The sequence below is a fragment of the Caldivirga maquilingensis IC-167 genome (assembly GCF_000018305.1).
GTDB classification, from domain to species: domain Archaea; phylum Thermoproteota; class Thermoprotei; order Thermoproteales; family Thermocladiaceae; genus Caldivirga; species Caldivirga maquilingensis.
This window is the reverse complement of record NC_009954.1, coordinates 1286654-1308259: the sequence shown is the minus strand read 5'-3', so window position 1 is coordinate 1308259 and position 21606 is coordinate 1286654. Positions and strand designations below refer to the sequence as shown.

At 44.1% G+C, this 21606-nt stretch carries 19 protein-coding genes and 1 tRNA gene; 7 read left to right on the top strand and 13 right to left on the bottom strand.

Annotated features, from left to right (window positions below; all coding sequences use genetic code 11):
• Positions 1-7: 7 nt before the first annotated feature.
• On the top strand, positions 8-1444 hold the full coding sequence (locus tag CMAQ_RS06355; RefSeq protein WP_012186282.1) for a UbiD family decarboxylase: 1437 nt from the start codon (positions 8-10) through the stop codon (positions 1442-1444).
• 70 nt (positions 1445-1514) lie between these two features.
• Positions 1515-1590: transfer RNA gene (locus CMAQ_RS06350), tRNA-Gln, on the top strand.
• Positions 1591-1725: 135 nt separating this feature from the next.
• Here CMAQ_RS06350 and CMAQ_RS06345 read toward each other — a convergent pair.
• Entirely contained in the window at positions 1726-3144 is a 1419-nt protein-coding gene (locus tag CMAQ_RS06345) for a hypothetical protein (protein ID WP_198002058.1), read from the bottom strand.
• A 731-nt stretch (positions 3145-3875) separates the two neighbouring features.
• Here CMAQ_RS06345 and CMAQ_RS06340 point away from each other — a divergent pair.
• Complete coding sequence (locus tag CMAQ_RS06340; RefSeq protein WP_012186280.1) at positions 3876-4364, top strand: PaREP1 family protein; 489 nt, start codon at positions 3876-3878, stop codon at positions 4362-4364.
• Positions 4365-4443: 79 nt separating this feature from the next.
• Here the strand turns inward: CMAQ_RS06340 and CMAQ_RS06335 are convergent, their stop codons facing one another.
• The gene (locus CMAQ_RS06335; RefSeq protein WP_012186279.1) at positions 4444-5322 is read right to left on the bottom strand and encodes an SDH family Clp fold serine proteinase; all 879 of its coding nucleotides are present in this window, start codon (positions 5320-5322) and stop codon (positions 4444-4446) included.
• Between the two features lie 163 nt (positions 5323-5485).
• Here CMAQ_RS06335 and CMAQ_RS06330 point away from each other — a divergent pair, with 163 nt between their 5' ends.
• A complete protein-coding gene (locus CMAQ_RS06330) occupies positions 5486-6631 on the top strand; it encodes an anhydro-N-acetylmuramic acid kinase (RefSeq protein WP_012186278.1) in 1146 nt (381 codons plus the stop codon).
• Between the two features lie 60 nt (positions 6632-6691).
• Positions 6692-7306 carry a hypothetical protein gene (locus CMAQ_RS06325; RefSeq protein ID WP_012186277.1) on the top strand — a complete coding sequence of 205 codons (615 nt, stop codon included), beginning with the start codon at positions 6692-6694 and terminating at the stop codon, positions 7304-7306.
• On the opposite strand, the gene CMAQ_RS06320 is transcribed toward CMAQ_RS06325, so the two are convergent.
• The gene (locus CMAQ_RS06320) at positions 7303-8025 is read right to left on the bottom strand and encodes an SDR family oxidoreductase (protein ID WP_012186276.1); all 723 of its coding nucleotides are present in this window, start codon (positions 8023-8025) and stop codon (positions 7303-7305) included. The genes CMAQ_RS06325 and CMAQ_RS06320 overlap by 4 nt on opposite strands.
• A gap of 105 nt (positions 8026-8130) precedes the next feature.
• Between CMAQ_RS06320 and CMAQ_RS06315 the strand changes: the two genes are divergently transcribed.
• Positions 8131-8793: a molybdopterin-dependent oxidoreductase gene (locus CMAQ_RS06315; protein WP_012186275.1), complete on the top strand. Its 663-nt coding sequence runs from the start codon at positions 8131-8133 to the stop codon at positions 8791-8793.
• On the opposite strand, the gene CMAQ_RS06310 is transcribed toward CMAQ_RS06315, so the two are convergent.
• From CMAQ_RS06310 to CMAQ_RS06290, 5 genes are all read right to left on the bottom strand, one after another.
• Positions 8777-10150 (bottom strand): cobyrinic acid a,c-diamide synthase CobB, encoded by a 1374-nt coding sequence (locus CMAQ_RS06310; RefSeq protein ID WP_012186274.1) that lies wholly within the window; start codon positions 10148-10150, stop codon positions 8777-8779. The genes CMAQ_RS06315 and CMAQ_RS06310 overlap by 17 nt on opposite strands.
• Entirely contained in the window at positions 10131-10772 is a 642-nt protein-coding gene (locus tag CMAQ_RS06305) for an SAM-dependent methyltransferase (RefSeq protein WP_012186273.1), read from the bottom strand. Before CMAQ_RS06305 ends, CMAQ_RS06310 begins: the two co-directional genes overlap by 20 nt.
• 98 nt (positions 10773-10870) lie before the next feature.
• The gene (gene albA / locus CMAQ_RS06300; RefSeq protein ID WP_012186272.1) at positions 10871-11155 is read right to left on the bottom strand and encodes a DNA-binding protein Alba; all 285 of its coding nucleotides are present in this window, start codon (positions 11153-11155) and stop codon (positions 10871-10873) included.
• A gap of 311 nt (positions 11156-11466) precedes the next feature.
• Entirely contained in the window at positions 11467-12291 is an 825-nt protein-coding gene (locus CMAQ_RS06295; protein ID WP_012186271.1) for a DMT family transporter, read from the bottom strand.
• A 321-nt stretch (positions 12292-12612) separates the two neighbouring features.
• Positions 12613-13260 carry a DUF120 domain-containing protein gene (locus CMAQ_RS06290; protein WP_048062995.1) on the bottom strand — a complete coding sequence of 216 codons (648 nt, stop codon included), beginning with the start codon at positions 13258-13260 and terminating at the stop codon, positions 12613-12615.
• Positions 13261-13565: 305 nt separating this feature from the next.
• Here CMAQ_RS06290 and CMAQ_RS06285 point away from each other — a divergent pair, with 305 nt between their 5' ends.
• Positions 13566-14282, top strand: coding sequence for a phosphoglycolate phosphatase (locus tag CMAQ_RS06285; RefSeq protein ID WP_198002057.1), 717 nt, complete (start codon positions 13566-13568; stop codon positions 14280-14282).
• 1 nt (position 14283) lies between these two features.
• On the opposite strand, the gene CMAQ_RS06280 is transcribed toward CMAQ_RS06285, so the two are convergent.
• From CMAQ_RS06280 to CMAQ_RS06260, 5 genes are all read right to left on the bottom strand, one after another.
• On the bottom strand, positions 14284-14721 hold the full coding sequence (locus CMAQ_RS06280; RefSeq protein WP_012186268.1) for a DUF2286 domain-containing protein: 438 nt from the start codon (positions 14719-14721) through the stop codon (positions 14284-14286).
• A gap of 125 nt (positions 14722-14846) precedes the next feature.
• Entirely contained in the window at positions 14847-15725 is an 879-nt protein-coding gene (gene sucD / locus CMAQ_RS06275; protein WP_012186267.1) for a succinate--CoA ligase subunit alpha, read from the bottom strand.
• The gene (gene sucC / locus CMAQ_RS06270; protein ID WP_012186266.1) at positions 15722-16855 is read right to left on the bottom strand and encodes an ADP-forming succinate--CoA ligase subunit beta; all 1134 of its coding nucleotides are present in this window, start codon (positions 16853-16855) and stop codon (positions 15722-15724) included. Before sucC ends, sucD begins: the two co-directional genes overlap by 4 nt.
• A 57-nt stretch (positions 16856-16912) precedes the next feature.
• Positions 16913-18484 (bottom strand): DNA topoisomerase VI subunit B, encoded by a 1572-nt coding sequence (locus CMAQ_RS06265; protein WP_232203735.1) that lies wholly within the window; start codon positions 18482-18484, stop codon positions 16913-16915.
• Between the two features lie 131 nt (positions 18485-18615).
• On the bottom strand, positions 18616-21450 hold the full coding sequence (locus CMAQ_RS06260; protein WP_012186264.1) for a thermopsin family protease: 2835 nt from the start codon (positions 21448-21450) through the stop codon (positions 18616-18618).
• Positions 21451-21606: the final 156 nt, after the last annotated feature.

Genomic DNA, 21606 nt, shown 5'->3' with positions numbered 1-21606 from the left:
AGTATTAATGGCCTTCAATGACCTTAGAGGATATTTAAGCAAACTGGAGGAGGAGGGGGAGTTGATTAGGGTTAATGAACCAATCAGCGTGGAGTTGGAGTTACCGGCATTACTAAGGGGATTAATGTATAGGAATGGGCCAGCTGTTATCATTGAGAAAACTAAGGAAGATACCCTACCAGCCGTAGGTAACCTATTCGGTAAGTGGAGTAGGGTTTTAACGGCTCTTAACAATGTTGAGCCAGAGAAGGCTGCCGAGAGGATTACTGAATTAATTAACCTTAAGCCGCCAACAGGCTTAATAGATGCCATTAAGGCCCTCGGTGAGTTAAGGAGTGTTTCAAGGTACTTCCCAAGGCTGGTTAATAAGGCTCCAGTTAAGGAGAAGGAGTGGAGGAGCATTGACTTATTTAAACTACCGGCTATTAAGCAGTGGCCTAAGGAGCCTGGTAGATTCCTAACCTTCGCAGTATCATTCATTAAGCACAATGACGTAACCAACTTCGGCTACTATAGGCTTCAGGTAATTGATAGGGATAGGTTCATTATGCATTGGATGCCGTGGAGGAGGAGCGCCCAATACGCCGATATGGGTGAGGTGGAGGTGGCTGTTGTACTGGGTCCTGACCCAGTAACCATGCTTATGGCCGGTACACCAGTACCACATCCCCTTGATAAACTACTGGTTACTGGGGTTATTAGGGGTGAGGGGGTTGAGTTAACGAGGGGCTCAACCATCAGTATTGAGTACCCGGCTAACGCTGAATTGGTTATTGAGGGTAAGTTAACCGGGGAGTACGTTAAGGAGGGGCCCTTTGGGGATCACGTGGGCTACTACTCAATAGTTAAGGAGTATCCTGTGGTTAAGGTAACAGCCATGTACTCCAGGGAGGACCCCTTAATACCAGTCACAGTCACAGGTAAGCCTGTGCTTGAGGATGGTAACATAATTAAGTTCGGCGTCGAGGCAATGAAACCACTGTTAAAGCAACTAATGCCGGAGGTGGCTGACATCTACATGCCCCCTGAGGGCATTGGGTACTGGACTATAGTGTCAATAAGGAAGAGGTACCCTGGACAGGCTAGGAGGGTTATGGCAACCCTCTGGGGCCTGTTACCGGTCTTCAATAAGGTGGTGATTGTTGTTGACCATGACGTGGACGTTAAAAACATGGGTGAAGTCACATACGCAATAGCAGCCAACCTAAACCCGCAGAGGGACGTGGTAATAATGCCAGAATACCCAACCGAGGAACTTGACCCATCAACCCCAGTGCCAGGCCTGGGGAGTAAGCTGGGGCTTGATGCAACTAGGAAACTACCAGGTGAGTATAATGGCCAAGAATACCCAGAGGAGGCTCAAGCACCCCCTGAGGTTGAAAACTCTATGATGCAGATTATTGAGAAAATAATGACCAATTACCCTAAACGCAGCAGTAGGTAAGATCACCTTGAGTAGTAGGCATTGTTTTCATTGGGTAGTGTTTATAAAGGCTTGCTCATTGTCTTCAGTGAGCCGGGTCGTCTAGCGGCCAAGGATGGTGGGCTCTGGACCCACTGACCCCGGTTCGAATCCGGGCCCGGCTACCAAATACTTAAGATGGCTTCGTTTTATAGACCACCTCCATGCGGATTTGCAACGTAAGGCTATAAGCAACTTAAGCATTGTCAACCGGCTCAAGGCTTTAAGGAACCTTAAGTAAGCTCAGTTGTGTGTTATTTTCATTAGCCTATGCAGGGTATGGGTATGTATTGTGAGTATGATGTTATACCCGTTATGAATGGATCACTTGTTGTTGGGTGGGTTGTGGCGTTGTATGTGGGTTTTTGTCCTGGATTATAGATGAGGAGCCACGTGAAATTAACATACATGTATTCGTAATTAAGAATATCAAAGCATACGTAGTATTGAGCACTCGTCACTAAATTAACGCCAATTTCATTACCTAACAATGCGGTGTTTTCATTATTAGTACCTTGAGTTAACATCCAGGCAGAATCATCCATGTAGGCCACGCTGTATGTTTGACCGGCGTTGGGGTATCCTGAGAAGGTGAAGGTCCATGTATTGTTAACAGTAGCTCCTCCAGTGTTTTCGTAATTTATGTTAACGGTTAACGGGGATTCTCCCGATGCGCTTCCTGGGCTGTAGCCACCGGCGAAGTCTATGTGTGAATTAGTGATGCCTTCTTCGTACGCCTCATACCCTTTTTCATGGTCAATGGTCCCCACGTAGTAGTTTATGTAACCGCCATTATTCACCATGGTACTTGATGGTACATACGCAATCCAGACGGCTGGAACAACGTCCATGCTTGGGGTACCATCAGCCGCATAGTAAATTCCATATATATATATGAATATGCATGTGTCGTAGTAGAAGGTCCCATTACCGTCCGAATAGGCTTCACCAGTTACACCGTTGTACTGCGGAAGATAATCGAATAGTATGCCGTTACTGCTGCCTTCCTGTGTTCCATATTGGTAGCAGGGATCGGGAGTTGGTTGTTGATTGGACTGTAGTAGTACCCTTGTTGGTGAGAATGAGTAGCCTTGCCCGGTTCCTTGCCATGATTGCTTTAGCTCCAGGTACTTGGCTATGGCTCCTAGTAACTCTGTGGGTTTGTTGAATGATGTGTATGTTAGGTGTTTTGAATCACCGAATGCCGCCACGAATGACCCCACTACACCGGCTGGTATAGCTGTGAAATTAACACCATTAGCCATAGCCCAGGCCCTACCCAACTCATAAGCGGCCAAAAACGAATCGTTAGAATAAACAATCATAAAGTCATTTTGCTTGAATAAGATGGATAGGTCGCTCACAGCCCCTTTCACACCTACTTGGTTAACTAGGTAATCCCAATCCACAATGACCACGGAGCCCGCGGGGCTTTCCTGGATAGAGTCCACGGAGAAGGATTCAGCGACTGGAATAATCCTCCCCACATCCTCCACAAAGGAGGGTGGACCAATGACAAGCACAGAAACACCACTAGGCAATGTAATTGGTTGCGTTACCGGTGAGTATGCTGGTTGAGAACCCTTATGAATCAACATGACCATAATCACCGTAATAATAGCAATAACAGCTAGGATTAAAGCAACAGTTATTCCCCCTCTCGCATACAGTCGCGTCAACATAATCCCCACTAATAACCTAAACCACTCTTCACTATTTTTAATATTGTTTCACTATTACTCTAAGTGAGCAATAGCTGATTAGGGGAAGGCACTCATGCACCATAATTAAGTATTGTGACTAATACACTGCATTTAACAAGTACTATAACCCAAGTCATTTACGTGAATAAAACAACGCCAGTGTACATTAATAATAGAACTATACTATGTGAATAGGGTCATGGCTCTATGTTTTGAGGATACTGTTCTGGATACAGGACCCAGTAGAAGGTACATGTGTAGTTGCTTGGGTTTGCTATACTTACGCCACTATCACTTCAGTCAATGAATACCCAGCCACCTTGTGGGAATGTGATGCCTACAGTCCAAGTGACGCTATTGCTTACATTAATGATTCATGTACCACCTGAGCACTGAGCCGGTGAGTGGCTCTAGGCTATTTATCGAAGCCTACCACCTCTAGGTTTAGTTCTTCGCCACAAGGGGCTATTGTGCTATGTGAGTATATTTAAGTACATTTAACTTAATAGACCAACCTTAATTCAACCATTACTCTAATCACCAACGCCAATGACTTAAGCATTAAGCTCCAATTTTATTTACCTATTCTTCATTAATCTTCGGCGTAATATCAACTAAAACAATAGTAATATCTAAACCCGCAACACTCATAAGGTTGAGGAGAAGCCACTAAGTTTAAATGCATGTAATGCACCTTTAATTAGGGTTAAATGCTTGATTCAATCCCTCAATCACTATTAATTGAGGCGGAGAGGCATGGTATAGATGTAGTTGAATTACTTGCTAAGGCATTATCACTAGACCCAGCTACAGTAAGTAAGGCTCACCTAGAGTTAGCCGTTAAATTCCTTAATGAGGGCAAGGACCTCATTGATAAGGATCCTATTCAAGCCAGTGAGAGGCTGTATAAGGCTGCGGAGGAGGCTATTAAGGCAATTGCAGTGGCCTTGAATCTTGAGGAAGCTAAGAGGGCTAGTGAGATTAGTAGGTGGACGACTCAGTTATTATTTGATGCAGTGGATAATGCATCAGATAAAGTTGGTAAAAGGGAGTTGAGGTGGTGGTGGGGTCGGGCATGGTTCCTGCATGTTGAGGGTTTTCATGAAGCCAGGTTAAGGCCTGATCAAGTGAGGAGGGATCTACCTGATGTTGAATCATTAGTTGAGTTCGCTAAGGGTTTAAGTCAATCAACAACTTAGGTAATGCTCAGTAAGGGTTATCGAGAAGGGTAATGTAATCATAGCCTTTAATGAATAGTAATTCACTATGAGTCCTCGGTCACTCTCTTCTTTCACTCGGCGCGAACCTAGGTACTGTTGGGTATGGTAAGTACTCTATACCTGGCCTATTTGTTCTCGCCTGTGGATACAGGTCCATTAGTTCATAAACCTCCGGTGGTACGTTAGTGGATACCTTGAACCCCATTTCCTTAAGCTGCTCAACAGTTATGGGGTAATCATGAGTGTAGTAACCGCCCACAAGCTTATCCGCAATCTCCTCAACCCTCTCATCATTAACCTTCCCCCTCAGCAACTCCATAACCAACTCCTTAACCTGCCTTAGGGATTTCTCAGCAACATCAGCTAGTATTAGGGTTTCATCATCAACCTTATCCCTACCCTTAACCTCAACAGCCCTTAGTATTGATGGAGCCGGGTAATACACACCACCAGGTCCCCCTAATTGAGGATCCAGTGGCCCAAGCACTGCGTTTTGATCCATTACTATTTCATCAGCAGCTAAGGCAATTAAAGTACCACCACTCATGGCGTAATGGGGAACCACTACAATCTTCTTAGCTGGATGCGACTTAAGGGCCCTTGCTATTTGCGATGCCGCTAAAACAAGGCCCCCTGGGGTGTGGAGTATGAGCATTATCGGCATGCTGGGTGGTGTAGTTCTAATGGCCCTTATTACAGCCTCAGAGTCCTCAATATCTATATAACGGTAAACTGGGATGCCTAGAAAACCAACCTTCTCCTGCCTATGAATCATGGTTATCACCCTATAACCATACTTACGCTCAATAATCTCCATAAGCCTTAACCTAGCATGCTGCATGGACCTCATTGATAACCATGGCTGTATCAATACAACTAATAGTAGGAGCCAGAACAAATAACCTAGTGCTCCACTAAAAATATCTAACAGTGACATAGCTTCATTATTAAGTAATTTCTTTTAAGCATTACCCCTATTTCGTTAACCAAAGACCGGTAGTGGTCATGTGAGGCTGAAGTATGGTATTTTAATGGTTTAATTAAATTGATGTTAATCATCACTAGTAATACTTAAATAATACTGCATGAAATGATGATTAGTGAGGTTTTTATCCATTGTCACTGGAACATCATCAGATGGAGCTGATGCATCACTTATTGACCTAAAGGGATGCGGTAAGGCTACGAAATTTAAGATAATTAAATACACATCCTTCAGTTACCCTGAGGGGCTTAGGAGGGAATTATTAAGAGTCTCATCACTGGAGCGTATTACTGCTGAAGAATTCAGTAGGGTTCACTGGGACTTGGGGAGATTTCTCGCAGGTAGCGTAGTGGGTAGCTTTAATAAGAGTGAGTATGATATCATCGCCTACTCCGGGTACACTGTATATCATGGGCCTGCATTAGGTAGGAGGGATTATGGTACACTGCAGATTGGTGAGGCATCAGTGATTTATGCGAGCACCCTTAAGACAGTGGTTTACGATTTTAGGACTAATGATGTTGCCGCAGGTGGATTAGGTGCACCATTAATAGCGTTAAGTGATGCCTTAATCTTCAGTGAGGGGACATTAACCATAAACATTGGTGGGATATCGAACGTGACTTACATTGGGGAAGGCAGGGTGATGGCGTTCGATACAGGACCTGGTAATATTCTAATTAACTTGTTAACCGACTACTTCTACAATGAACCCTACGACAAGGATGGTTTACACGCATCCAATGGTCGCGTAATTAAGGGGTTAATCAATGAGCTAATGCAGGATGAGTACTTTAAACAACCACCCCCTAAGAACACTGGTAGGGAGCACTTCGGGTTAAATTATGTGAGGAGTAGGGTACTGCCGTATTTAGGTAGGTATTCTAGGGATGACTTAATCAGGACTATTACAAGGTTCACCGCTGAGAGTATTTATGATCAGGTAAGGCGTTTCATAAATGGGCCCATTAGGGAAGTGATCATTGGTGGTGGAGGTATTAGGAATCCTGTCTTAATGGGTGATTTAAGGGAATTACTGGGTGAATTAACGCCTAGGGTCGCTTCATTTAAGGATCATGGTATAGATGACTTAGCCAGGGAGGGGTTAGGCTTCGCCATAATTGCTAATGAGACGCTTCACCTTAGGGTTGGCAATACTGAGGCAACTGGGGGTTCTCCAATTATACTTGGGAAGATAATACCAGGCGTCGACTTCATGGATATAATTGAGCGTTTAAGGAACGATGAATGCAGTGGTTAAGTCATTGATTTAATTAATCCAGAGGGAATGCTTTATATGCATTAGGCCTAATACCTCATTGTGAGTACGCTGCTTTACTATACGGCATTAGTGTTCATGATTAGTCTAGTGAGTAATGCTACCCCATTCTTTGGTGCAGCCTACACTGTGTACGCATCCATAGTGTTAATGAACCTTAAGCCCAATGCCCCAGTGGTAATACTCTTCATAGTTGTTACTGCCCTTGGAGCAGCCTTAGCTAAGAACACAATGTACCTAATTGGCGTAGCCTTAAGGAGGCCTATGGCTAGAAGCAGGAACATGATCTTCCTAAGGGGGTTACTTAGATTAGGCTTCCTCTGGTTAATCATAATTGTGTTAGCAGTAATACCTGGAATACCCCTTGATGACTACATCTACGTGGGTACTGGGGCAGCTGGGGCTAGTTTAAGTAGGCTTAATGCCTACGTGTTTTTAGGGAAACTGATTAAAAGCTCCATTGAAATACCCATTGAATTAACCCTACTGAACACGATATATAATGTAACATCAACCCTCGGCCTAAGTAGGCTTGAATTCCAGTTAATCTTCGCCATAGTCTTCACCGCATTAGGCGTGGTGTTGTATAAGTTGGATTGGTGGAGTATGTATAATTGGCTTAGAAGGAGGATTAGTGTCCTACCTGACATTAATTAACGCTGCCTCAACCTAAACCCACCATCAGCTGGTATAACCGCGCCATTAACCCACTCCGACTGATCCGAGAGCAGCCAAATAATTATATTAGCAATATCCTCAGGCGGTGCACTTGAATCACCAATACTCCTAGTACTCCTCCAATCCCTCTCAGGCCTAAAATCACGCCTAATACCCCCTGGAGCCACTGCATTAACCCTAATACCCCTACTGAGTAATTCTGAGGCAAGGGTCTCAACAACCCTGGATAACGCCGCCTTAGAGGCTACGTAGGCAACACGATTAGGCCAATTCAAGTATGGACCCCATATTGCGGTAACCATGACTATTGAGCCACGGTTCATTAATTGAACAGCGGCCTTAACCGTGAATAAGTGAGCTGCTAAATTAACCCTAAGCATGTTGAATAATGAATCCTCAGTGAGCTCACTAATGGATGCCTCAGTATAGCCACCAAGCACAGTTACAACACCATCAATGCCGCCGAGGATTCCATAGGCCCTCTTAACGGCATCCTCAGCACCACTCATGGTGCTTAAGTCCCCTTTAACAGCCTCCACCCTACCGTACTTCGATAACATAGCCTTCAAACTCCTTAGCCTCTCCTCATTTCTAGCCACCATAACCACTGATGCGCCGTTAATTAAGGCCAGGTAGGCTGTTGCTGAACCTAGGCCAGGCCCAGCCCCAGCTATGATTACCCTCTTCCCACTCAGCATAAGCCCCTACTCCACTGCCTAATTTAAATTATGATATTAATGAATTAATTAATCAGTGGTAACTCAGTTTAGTATTTAAGGGGGTTTTTTAACTCCAGTGGCTTAATGGTTAATTGGGATGAGGTATTTAAGTTGGCGTTAAGTAGGGAGTGCAGTAGGGTTACGTATAGTAGGGAGTGGCCCCCTGAGCAGAGGAGGATTAAGGGATTCATTATATATAATGTCTATGATCCACCTGATGTAAGGCTTGAGGACTATGAATTATCATTCACAGGCCTAGTGGAGAGGGAGGTTAAGGTTAGTTACCTGGATATTCTAACTAAGTTACCGTGCGTGGATCTTACCGCTGACTTCCACTGCGTCACTGGGTGGAGTATTAGTAATGTGTCTTGGAGGGGTGTTAAGGTGAAGGATATTGCACCTAAGCCCCTTACTAATGCAAGGTATGCCTTAGTGATTGGGGCTGATGGTTACACAACCAACATACCCATTAGCGCATTAATGGAGGATACGTCAATAGTGGCCTACGCTATGAATGGGTCAATATTAAGTAGGGATCATGGATTCCCCCTCAGGTTAGTGATACCCAGTAGGTATGGTTGGAAGTCAGCTAAGTACATTAAGGAGGTGAGGCTTATTGATGAGGTTCAATTAGGTTACTGGGAAGCGTTGGGTTACCACGATAATGGGGATCCATGGCTGGAGGAGAGGTTTAGGGGTATTGAGGAGAGGCATAAGCCCAGGAGGGGTGTTAAGGTTGAGAAGTAGGGTTAAGGCTCCATGACTTAACAATACTATTCAACACACTGTACGTGTATGGGTGAATGTGCAGGTAATGGGCATAGGCATTGTTTATTAGGAACCCATCCTTACCATTAACCCCAAAACCCCTCTCATACTCCAGTGCTAACTCATAATTACCCTTAAGTATGAGTTTAGAGTAGTGGAATTCATGACCCTTCAACACAGTGCCCCTGGGTGCTATTGGGGTGTCTTTAATTACCATTGCTGATGCGTAACCGTGGCCAATTGGTTTACTGAGCATTATGGTTGAGGCATCAATGGCACCAACCATCTCGTACTCATTATTATTGAATATTATTGAATTAGTTAAGTACATTAATCCACCGCACTCAGCGTATAGGTAACCACCCCTCTCTATGAATTTCCTCACTGATGATTTAAGAGCCCTATTACCCTCAAGCCCACTTGCGTAGATTTCAGGGAAGCCACCACCGATTAGGAGTATGTCAATGTCACCTAATTCACCATCCCTCTCAGGGTCAATGAACTTAACGTCACCTAGCGTGTAAGCCTCCTCTATTGTTTCAGGGTAGTAGAAGGTGAAGGCTCTACCAGTCATAATTCCTATTCTAGGCACCCCCTTAATGATGGGTATTGTGTCATTAATGCTTAGGCTTAATTTCACCGGTTCAGACTGCTCCTTGGCTAGTTTTAGAACGGCTTCAACATTAATGTGTGCCGACGCCTTCTCAATCACATTCATTAACCATTCCTCATCCACCTCCCTAGCATGCATGAGTCCAAGGTGCCTATACTTAAACACCTCCTCCACCTCCTCATCCCTTGGTATGAAGCCAACCACTGGAAGACCCTCCTCCTCAATTATTCTACTCAACTTATCCACCTGCCTTGAAGCCACATTGGTTAAAACAGCGCCAATAAGCTTAACATCGGGGTCGAATTGCCTTAACCCTCTAACCAAGGCTCCTGCAGTCCTATTAATCCTCTCACCGTTAATGACGAGTAACACCGGGGCCTTTAGAATCTTAGATAATTGAGCTGTACTACCATATTCATCAATACCGCTTGGACTATCGTAGAGTCCAGCCACCCCCTCTATTAAGGCTATGTCGCTTCCCCTGGAGTACCTATGTAGCCTCTCAACAATACCGTAACCCATTAGTACATAATCAAGGTTCCTGCTGGGTGAACCGGTGATTAAGCCGTGTAGGCTTGCATCTATGTAATCGGGCCCAGTCTTAAAGAGTGATGGGGTGAAGCCTGCCTTACTTAACGCATACGCTATAGCTAAGGTAACCAGCGTCTTCCCTGACTTACCCTTATACGAGGATACTATTAGCCTAGGTATTGTTAACTCCATTACCATCACTCATAATGAATATTAAAGATGGGGTGAGGGGCTTTAACTTAAGTGGCTCACTGCGGTTAACCTTAATTAAGATGCCATCAGGGTACGTTACTCTACTAACCACCACTACCTCATCATTACCCTTCAGGTACTCGTTAATTTTATCAAGAGCAGCCGAGGCCATGAATAATACCGTAGTCCTCCTAACCACACCCCTGGATACATTGGGATACGATACCAGGGTTACTAGGTCACCCAACTCCAATTCATATTCAGCAGCAGCCGCAGTGAAGCTTGCTACACCAGGTATTATAATGCACTCAACCCCCTGAGCCTTAGCTTCCCTACATATCCTAACCCCCCTACTGAACAATGTTGGGTCCCCATTCTTAAGGAAGGCGACCTCCAGCCCACCCTTAGCGTACTCAATGGCCTCCTTAACATACCCCTCGTGTTCATCACCCCTCACATGCCCCATGTATATTGACTTAGCCCTAGGTGCGTAACGCCTAATCACCTCAGGGTTAATGAGGGAGCTGTAGTAGACTACTTGAACCTTAGCTAACGCCTTAATCGCCTTAACAGTGATTAAGTCAGGGTCCCAGGGCCCCACGCCAATTACGTATAATGCCACATGCCCCTTACTCCACTTTAAAGATAATGCTTATTTCACATTTATGGTGAAACTGCAAAAAAGCCGCTGGTGATGAGTAATGCTTTTTACAGGCGGCCTCACTTCCTCTCAATAACTATTTCAACGGCCGCCACAACCCTTTCCTTTCCGCCCTGGCCAGTTATCTTGTCACTCAGTAGCTTAACCTCCCTTATATCCACTTGGCCCGCCAGGAACCTGTCGCGGACCATTGTGGCCGCTGCCACTGCCCTCGCTATTGCTGATCCCCTGGCCTTGAGGATCACCCTCTTACTGCCCTGGTTGAACTGCATCACCGTGGCTATTACGTAGTTTGTTGTAGGCTTCTTTCCAACCAGTATTGTAGCCTCCTGTTGAGCTGCCATTCTGCTCACCAACTATCTCCTTAACTATGCATTTTAAAGCATTACCGTTTGACACTACGCTAGATGTTAAGAGGAGGTTAGTGAAGAAGAATATATTAAAGATGCCTTAAAATCAATGCTGAAGAGCTGGGTGTGAAATAATAGCATTAGGGGTAATGTCAAATCAAGTCCTCTAATGCCTTGAATACCCCTGAGTATTATGCGTTAACCCTAGTGAGTAATTTGCCCCCTTCAAATCTCCTGCCCTTACCTGCGGCTAGTACGATGGCTTCTATCCTCCTGTTCCCATATAGTGCTTGTATTAGTTATGTTTACTCAAATGATACTATTACTGATGCGGCAATTATCAATGCATAGGACACCGCCTCTGCAACAGTGGGTACCTGCCTAAAGAATAGGAGGCCCCATACTGAGGCCAGGACTGGCTCCAGGGTGGCTATTATTGAGGCTGTTGATGCCTTTAGCCTTGATATGCCCATGGAAAAGAGCCTGTAGGGAACTATGGTTGCCATTACACCCATGTAGAGACCCCATAAACCACTGGTTATCACGTGGACGAGCCCATGAAGGAGTAGGGTGTAGAGTAAGGCTGCTGGTGCTGTGATTATTAGCGTGTATGGTATTGAGCCCAGGGAAACCTCCAACTCATTGATGCTCCTCACGTAGTACCTGGCCAGGGCTATGTATGTTCCGTAGGAAATACCCGAGAGTAAGCCCATTACTACACCAATGGGGTTTAGTAGGCCCCTTTCCGTCTCAGTGATTATTATTAATATAGCTGTTATTATTAATACCACACCAACAACACCCTTAGCGCTTGGCTTCTCCCTAAAGGATAAGGCTATTAATGTAGTCCATAAGGGCGCTGTGTAGAGTAGAAATGCCGCTGCACCAAGCCCCACAAGCACCGTGGCCAGTGGGTACACGGTGAATAATACGCCTAGGGCAATCCCAGTGAATAATGCACCCCTATTAACGGACCTGTAAAGTATGACCGAGGGTATTGAGGCAAACACGGATCTAAACAGAGTCAGAAGCACTGGGTTACCACTATAGACGCTGGCCACGCCTATTGTAGACCAGAGGACCGCTGCACCCATAACATAGGCACCGGGCCAAATTCTCCTCTCACTCATAGATCGGTGTTGAATGGCTTAATTGGTGGTATATATCCTTTATATTCACAAATGGATTGATTAATTATGTAATAGTTCTCCAAGCGTATTAATTGGGTTTAGTAAGAATGGGCGGCGGTAGATTAGGGCTGAGATTATTATTATAATGCTTGAAATTAGCCGTAGGTATTTATAATTGAAGATAGGGTACGTAGGCAGCAACACTGGCGCAGTACCCGGGGAGTTGCCGGAGTAGGTTTGAGAGACTGGTAATACTGCAATTATGAATCAACGAAACCCATAACCGCAGCCACAGCAATTAACCCGCTCTTGAATACTTGCTTAAAGTAGAATATTTATTGTTACATCGTCACCATCCTTAAGCCCAAGCCTATCCCTTAATTTAACTGGGGCCACAATCTCAATAACCTCAGGACCGTGGGAAGTCCTCTCTATTAGTAGTACACCGCAGGGTATGTCACTTATGGTGCATTTAAACGCCTTAACACCCCCGTAGGTTCTTGAACCATTACTGAAGCCCTCAATCCTCACGCCAGGCACCCTCTCCAAGTATAGCCTATACTTCATGTACTGGTCAAGTAGCTTCACGTTTAATGTACCTGGGTATGGATCAAACCCAAGTTTACTAATGAACTGTCTCCTATAACCCTCCAGGCTAATGTAGTAGCTACCCTCCCCAAAGCCTGTTACCACAATGCCTCTTAGTACTATGGTTATGTTCTTCCCAAGTAGGTTCTCCATAAGGTCCATTAGGTTCCTTAATAAGGCACTGCCCTTCTCACTAAGCATTACACTCACCTCACCTTTAACACTACTCCTCACAATGTACCCCTCCCTCTCCAGTCTCCTAAGCACCTTGGATATGTTCTGAGGTGTAGTGCCCATTTGCTTTGATAAGTCGCTTACACTAATCCTAGTGAAGTCGTGGTCATTTACCCCATTCTGGAGGAGGAGAAGTATGTAAGGTATCTTCTTCAATTCCCTGTAATTAACCACATTAACTTGCTTATCCACGTTAAGGCCTATTGAAAACCCCTTTAAATACTTAGGACCCTGGGTTAGGTTTCAGTATTAATCATGCTTAACTAATATTCATAATACCCATTCCACGGTACTTGGATTCATTTAATTCCCTACTCGCATCCATCCCACCTACATGTGCTTCTAAAACTAGGTAATTTGCTGGATTATTGAAAAATACTCAATAACCTCAAGCAACTTAATCCTGTGGTTTAAGTAAAGGCTTATTAACCCTTCAATGAGGCCTCATGGGTATGGGTATTAATCTACTCCTACTCGACGTTGATGGAACATTAACAGTGAATAGGGGTGAACTGGCGCTTGAACCTGAGGCAATTAGAGCTATACAGAGGGCTAGGGGTAGGGTTAGGATTGGTTTAGTAACCGGTAATGCATTGATTGTTGCTGAGGCTTTAGCAAAGTACATTGGGCTTAATGATGCACCAATTATCGCTGAGAACGGTTGCATAATCAAGGTTAATTCATCAACGATAATGCTAAGTGCGTTAAGTGCTAGGAGCATTGCTGAGGAATTAATTAAGAGGCTTGGATTGAAGCCCACTTACCAATACCCCTGCAGGTACCTTGACATGACCCTTGACGTTAATGGTGATGATTATAATGTTGTAAATAGGATTAGGGAGGAGTTAATTAAAATGAGGGTTAATGAATCATATGCCGTGGAAACCAGTGGCTACGCAGTTCACATTAGGCCTATTGAATGCAGTAAAGCCACTGCAATTAGGAGGCTTTGCGAGTTAATTAATGTGGATTGCTCAACAGTAGCCTTCATAGGTGATAGTGATATTGATGCCGAGGCCTTTAAGGTTGTTGGCTTAGGCGTGGCGGTGGGTAATGCCACAGGGAGGGCTAAGGAACACGCTAAGTTAGTGACAAGAAACCCAAGCGGTAAGGGTGTTGCAGAGTTCATAGAATTAATGTTAAGTGGAGGTATTAATACATTGACTTAACCTACTCCTCAAATTCCTCCCCCATCTCCTCCTCACCCGTCTTTAAAGTGTTTATTACATCATTTATTATTTGCGCATTTATTTCATTTGATATGAATGGGAAGACTAAGACAGCCTCCTCCGCCTTAAAACCCTCCCCAACCCAGTCACTGGAGTATATTATCTCGTAAACCGGTACAGTTGCTTCAGCTGAGTCACCGCTCCTCCTAATGTTATAGTTCTTTAACCTATCGTAAAGTTCAGGTGAGGGTAATGGTAACTTTATTTGAATAACCCTATCATCCTTAAGTATCATGAAATCCCCCTTCTCTGGATTCCACTCATTAAGTAGGTTAACCGCAATCCTCTTAACAACCTCGAAAACCCTACCATTAACTACCTCATTACTCGCCACCGCGTAGTCCCTGATCTTAGCAACCACACAGGATTCATCCACCATTTAATTAGTACGCACTAATAGGCTTTATAACTGTACCTAGTCCTTCAACTGGTGAGTCACTGTTATTGATTTAGAAGTAACATGTTTATTGAATAAGGACTTGATTTTTAAGTTAAGGCACTCAATTACTTTGAGATGTCGCGAATAAGCTTAACAACCTCAAGCGGTGTCTTAGCGACCTTAATACCGGCGGACTCAAGTGCCTTAACCTTACCCTCATAGGTGCCGACTCCCATTGATATTATTGCACCGGCATGTCCAAGTCTCTTACCCGGTGGTGCTGTTCTACCGGCTATGAAGGCTACAATTGGCTTAGTTACCTTACCCTCCCTAACAAGGCTAGCCAACCTCTCCTCCTGGTCACCTCCTATTTCACCAATCACCACTAAGTACTTGGTCTCCGGGTCATTCTCATACATTAAGGCTGCCTCAACCATATCCGTGCCTATTATTGGGTCACCGCCAATACCAACCACCGTGCTTTGGCCGAAACCGGCTTGGGTTAAGTGGTAGGATATTTCGTAGGTTAAGGTACCGCTGCGGGATATTATACCCACTGGCCCCTTCTTAACGTATACATTATTAGGTAGTATACCCACCTTACTGATTGTTGGACTAACCACGCCTGGGCAGTTTGGCCCAATTATCACCGTCCCCTTATACTTAGCGTAGTTAACGAATCTTATTGCATCATGGATTGGAATGTGTTCAGTTATTATTACAACCAGCCTTATCCCATTATCCACTGCCTCATAGACTGCATCTGAGGCGAACCTGGCTGGTACGAATATTATTGATGTGTTTATCTCAGGGTGTTTCCTTAAGGCCTCCTCCACTGAGTCGTAGACTGGGACGCCGTGAACTTGTTGACCACCCCTACCTGGTGTTACCCCAGCAACCACCTTAGTGCCGTATTGAAGCATGTACAGTGTGTGCCTAGATCCCTCACTACCCGTTATTCCCTGTACAAGTACCCTCGTGTTCTGGTCAACCAGTATCGTCATCTTGAACCACCCTGTAGTTTACTCATTAATTCACCTATAGCCTCCTCGGCTGTTTCATAAATTTTAACCCCCAATGGGGCTAGAATCCTCCTACCCTCCTCCTCATTGGTTCCCTTCAGCCTTATTGCCAATGGCTTAGAGGCGCCAATCTCCTTAAAGGCCTCCACGACACCGTAGGCAACCTCATCTCCCCTGGTTATTCCACCGAAGATATTTAATACGATTCCCTTAATCCTCTCATCCTTAAGTAGTAGGCTTAAGGCTGCCTTAACAATATCCCTACTTGCACCACCCCCAACGTCAAGGAAGTCAGCTGGTTCACCCTTAAACTCCTTAACAAGATCCATTGTGGCCATTGTTAAACCAGCCCCATTACCAACAACACCCACGTAGCCCGGTAACTCAACGTAGTGGAAGCCGTACTTCCTAGCCTCAAGCTCCTCCCTGGTTAAGTCACCCTCCTCCTCCACTGAAATATCACCATGCCTATATAGTGCATTGTCATCGATCATTATTTTAACATCAAGGGCAACGAAGTTACCGTCCCTTGTTAAGGCAAGTGGATTAATCTCCACTAATTCAGCATCATAAGTTTCAAACACGTTGTACATTATTCTAAGGAGTGAGGCGAATTTTGAGGCTAACTCCCCTGTGAAGCCCATGAACTTATTAATAGCGTTAACAGTGTAGTCCCTAAGACCCTCAAAGGGATGGATCCTACCCCTGTATATTTTCTCAGGACTTGTCCTAGCTATCTCCTCTATATCAACCCCACCCTCAGGTGAGGCCAGGATTATGAATGTCCTACTGGATCTATCTATGGTTACTGAGACGTAGTACTCCTTAACAACATCAACCCCCTCCTCAAGTAGAACCTTCTTAACCTCAAAGTCCTGAATAACCTTACCCAAGTACTCTGAAGCTATTTGCTTAGCCTCATCCTTATTATTAGCCCTCTTAACAAGCCCCATCTTAGCCCTACCTGCGAAGGGTACCTGGGACTTAACGAATACTGGGTACTTTAGGTTACTCTTATCAATGTCGCTCACGCTACTGATTACAACACCTTTAGGCACGCTTACACCATACTTAGCCAGTATCTCCTTACCCTTATACTCAAGTAGCCTCATCAACCAGTACTTAAGCCTGGGTGTTTTACGCTTTACTAATGTAACACGAGTAAGCGCTTAAGCAACCGCAACATTGCCCACCTCACTGGTGATTGCCGGTGGCCCAGCCCTTATGTCTAGGCCAAGCTTCCTCTTAATTAATTCCTCGAGCTTACCCTTAATCACGTTTTCATCAACCCCAGACACGAAGGATAGGGCTGAGGATACTTCATCAGTGTATAGCCTAAGTATGGCGTACTTGGTTAATAATTCCTGCTCCTTCTCCTTCCTAGCTAAGTAAACCTTAAGCTTCCTGGCCACTTCCCTAACAGCTAACCTAACCTCCTTTTCAATTTCAGGAACATCAGCAATGGCCTCCTTACCAGCTGAGGCGTAGGGTATCTTAGTTGAGCATACGTGAACCACCACCGCCAATGGCGCTGGGAACTTAACCTTATATTGACTCCAATCAACTTCATCAATAACATGCCTAATCACGTCACTACCCTCATCCTGAAGTAGAGGCACTTTATTAGCGTACCTGTATAGTATGGGCTTATCCACAGGCATTATTGACCCACCCCAGGCTATGGCTGCCTCAACAATGAATGGGTGACCTGAGTATGAGGATGGCTTCCTAGTGGTCACGAAGACGGCCTCAGGTTTAAGGACGTGGAGTATACCATTTGCCAGTATCTTCTCACCAATGGGGGAGAGCCAATCAGCCCTAGGCCTCCTCCAGCCATTGAACTGCCTCATCTTCTCGGCAAGTAACCTTAACTCAGACTCACTAAGCCTCTTAACATGCTTACTAGCCCTAATGCCCACAGTCTTCATGAATTCCCTAACAGTCTCATCACCAATGCCGTCGAAGTTCTCCTTAAGGAAGTCAATCAACGGTATGTCACTGTTCCTACTGATTAACTGTTTAAGGGACTCAAGGTCAATACTACTTGGGTGTGGTAAACCCTCCACAGGGGGTTTAGGCATTATTGTGGTTATTCTATTGAACCTGAGGACCTCGTTATTAGGCTCAATGAGTATTATTTCAGCGTATGGGGTTATCATGGCTGTCCTAGTGAAGTACTCCTCAATCCTACTCTTAGCGTACTGCCAATTACCCTCCAGTACAACCTTAACCGCCGTGCCGTGCCAACCATACTTATTCTCAACCCTAACGTGACTGTGTATTACTGGCTTATTCTTAACCGTATCAATACTAATTTCATAAGTGTATATGTATTGGGAACCCTTCATTGAACTAGTAACCCTCACAGGCATTCCTGAGGTGGATTGGGCATAGAGGACAACCATCTTAGCTCCAAGGCCAAAAATACCCCTATGCTGCTTAATCTTATACTTGGAGCTGTAGAATATTTGACCGAAGACGTTAGGTATCTCCTCCTCCGGGATACCTATACCGTTATCCTCAACGTATATGGAGTAAAGGTCCTTATCCTTATCAACATACCTTATTGAAGCCTTAATAGAGGGTAGTATGCCGTGGTTCTCAGTGGCGTCTAGGGCATTCTCAATAAGCTCCCTAACAGTCTGGTACATTGCTCTGCTTGGGCTTGAGAACCCAGCAATCTCCTTATTACGCCTAAACCATTCAGCCGGCGTAAGGGATTCAAAGGCAACATCAGACATATACATACACCACATGTATGAACCTCTTTTAAGCCTTTCTACGCGAAGCAGTGTTATGCGTCATTCAATCACTTAATAACGAAAAATTGAAAATAGATTAATATAAAGACTAATTGTGAACAAATTTAAAATTAACCACCACGGCGTGAAGCAACCAGGATTAATACAATAACAATCACTAATAATACCAATGAATAGTAGACTATGTAATCCCTAACCCAATTAACCTTAATCATTAAGGGTTCATTAACCGTCAGGTTAATTGGCAATGAGTAGTGAAGCTGACCATTAATTGATACGGAGGCTAATTTAATTATGGTTAAATTAACTTCAAGAATCCTAAGCGGCCCATTTAGGATTATTAAATCACTAGCGTTAATCCATCTGGAGTAATTCCTAGACACAGTGCCGTTAATGTTTAAGGCTATTGGGCTTGTTAAATTAACTAAGTACTGCCTAACCCAGTTAACAGTCAGGTTAAGAGGCTTATTAACCTTAATGAGGATTAATGAGGAGTTTAAGGGAAGTAACCTGGTTCCATTATTGAAGTATTGAATTGTAAGCGTAATATTGAGTAATGAACTTGAGTTAAACCAATCCTGTATTGACTTCACTAAGGTGTCATTTACCATTAATGGTGCTGAACTGGTTACATTAACCAAATATTGTCTAACCCACTCAATGGTTAGGTTAAGTGGCTTATTGATGATTACTTTAATTTCGCTTGAATTAAGTAGGATTAACCTGGTTCCATTATTGAAGTAGTATTGAGGCTGCGCATTAATAATTAATGTGCTTGATTCATTAAGCCAATTAATTAATGAGGTTAATTGAGACTCATTCACCATTACGGGGACAATACTATTAACTTCAATCAAGTACTGCCTAACCCACTTTACAGTGGCCTTAATGGGGTTATTAACTGTTATTAAAATTGATGAATTAAGCGCCATTAACCTTACACTACCGTTAAGGTAATAGTACTTAGGCACAGTCACGTTAATGATACTGCCTGAATTAATCCACTGAACATAATTAATTGAGTAATTACCGTTAATTAGAATTGGGGCAATGCTACTAATGTTAACTAAGTACTGCCTAACCCATGACGTAGTGATGTTTAATGGATGCGTAACCACTATAATTACCCTGGATTTATTCAAGGCCATTAACCTACTCCCATTATTGAAGTACATGAAGCTTGGTATTGATAACTCCAAGACAGAGCCGTTGTTAATCCAGTTAAAGTAACTTAATGTTAATGAACCATTAACATTAATTGGGACAATACTCATAACCCTGACAAAATACTGCCTAATCCACTCAATGGTTAAGTTTAACGGCTCCCTAACAGTCATGTTAATTAAAGTCTCATTAATAGTCTTAACCCTCGTTAAGTTACTGAGTGGGTAGATTGCCTTAACCCTAATCACCAGTGATGAGTTTGCAGGTAACCAGCTCTCCATATTAGTTACTGTGAATGTGCCATTAACCAGGGTAATATTAATGGGGTATTGTGACTTAAGTCTCAATAAGAAGTACGTACTATAATTCCCCCTTATAACGCATGTTGAGAACGCGTTAATGCTTGGGGTCACTGTTGCTGAGTTATTTCTAATTAATCGCGTTGCCCCATTACATGACTCATCAATGCCTTTGAAGATGTAGGTGACACCATTACTAATTATCACCCTGGGCAAGGTTACTGTGGTTTCTTTGAACGTGTAGAAGCCTTTCACAGTGCTGTTTGGGTAAATGACCTCAATGAAGCTTGTGGGTATGGTTGGTTTGAAGTCATTGGTTAACTCACCGTAGTATGGTATACCCACGGTGACTTGCACATTACCGTTACTTGATATTGAGGTCACTAGGTCTGTTGCTGATTCCCCAGTGTTCATGCCGAAGTTATAGACTTGACTATAAGGTACCCAACCAGATCCACTCCAGTGCATTACGGCTAATTGAGCATTAAGGCTCTCAAAGGTGGTTTGCTCACCATTAAAGCCTCCCCCAAAGACTAACTCAACATCATACGCGTATCCACCACCCGTCTCCTCATATGGGGTAGTTACTATTAACGCATCCTTAGCCTTAATCCCCAGGGTCACGTTATCAAACCACTTAATTACCGGTGGTGCGTAGGTGCTTCCATTCCTCACTATTGCGTAACCGAACATAACCACCACTGAATCGTTAATTAAGGTTACGTTAACCTCAAGGTAACCTGATAAAGGTAACTGGTACCTAGTTAAATTACCCACGTACCCGTAATACTCCTGGCTAACGCCCACGGCATTGTAAACCCTACCTAGTCCAGTGATTAAGCTGCTTGATACATTAGCCCCAGGGGCAGTGGCGTTCCAGACATTATCAGCAACACTGAAGACTCCATTACTCGTAATGAAGATTAAAGCATCTTGAAGCCAATACTCCTGGAAACTACCATTAATTAACTCAACTCGCACTACTGCATTTAATTGAAGACTGGCACTACTCTTAGGTACCCTTAGTACGTTGACTGCGGTGTAGCTTGCATTCCAAGCCCTAATAATACTTATATTGAAGTAGCCTAAAACCGCAGTGGTGTTGATGGGTATTATTGATGATAAACCCGTTGGGGCTAAACCAATAACATTAATACCGGCGTTAACGATGCTGCCGCATTGAGTGGGGTAGAGCACCACGTAGTATGAACCAGGGGGGATGCGTACAAGGTAGGCACCCACAGTAACGCTACCTGCGTATACGGCGTACCCACCGCTGCCGCTACTCCACTTAGCGTACTGGGTTGGTGTGAATACGTATAGGTTATAGGACCCGTTCATTACCTTAACCAGTAATCCTTGACCAAGGTTAACGTTAACGTTAGGCCAATAGTACCAGCAGGCGGCTGATTGAGCATTAGTGATTAACGCTGAGGTGATTGTTAAAATAACAATGAATATTACTGACTCAGGAACATTCATTAAAGCGTTCACCTCCTCTTCCTACGCCTACCCTCCCTTACTTGAATACGCAGTAATGATGCGTACGCGCAGTAGTACCTAATCATTATGCGCGCCAGCAGCATCCGTAGCTTCATGGCAATTAACGCACTTAACAGTGTTTTAAACTCTTCCATT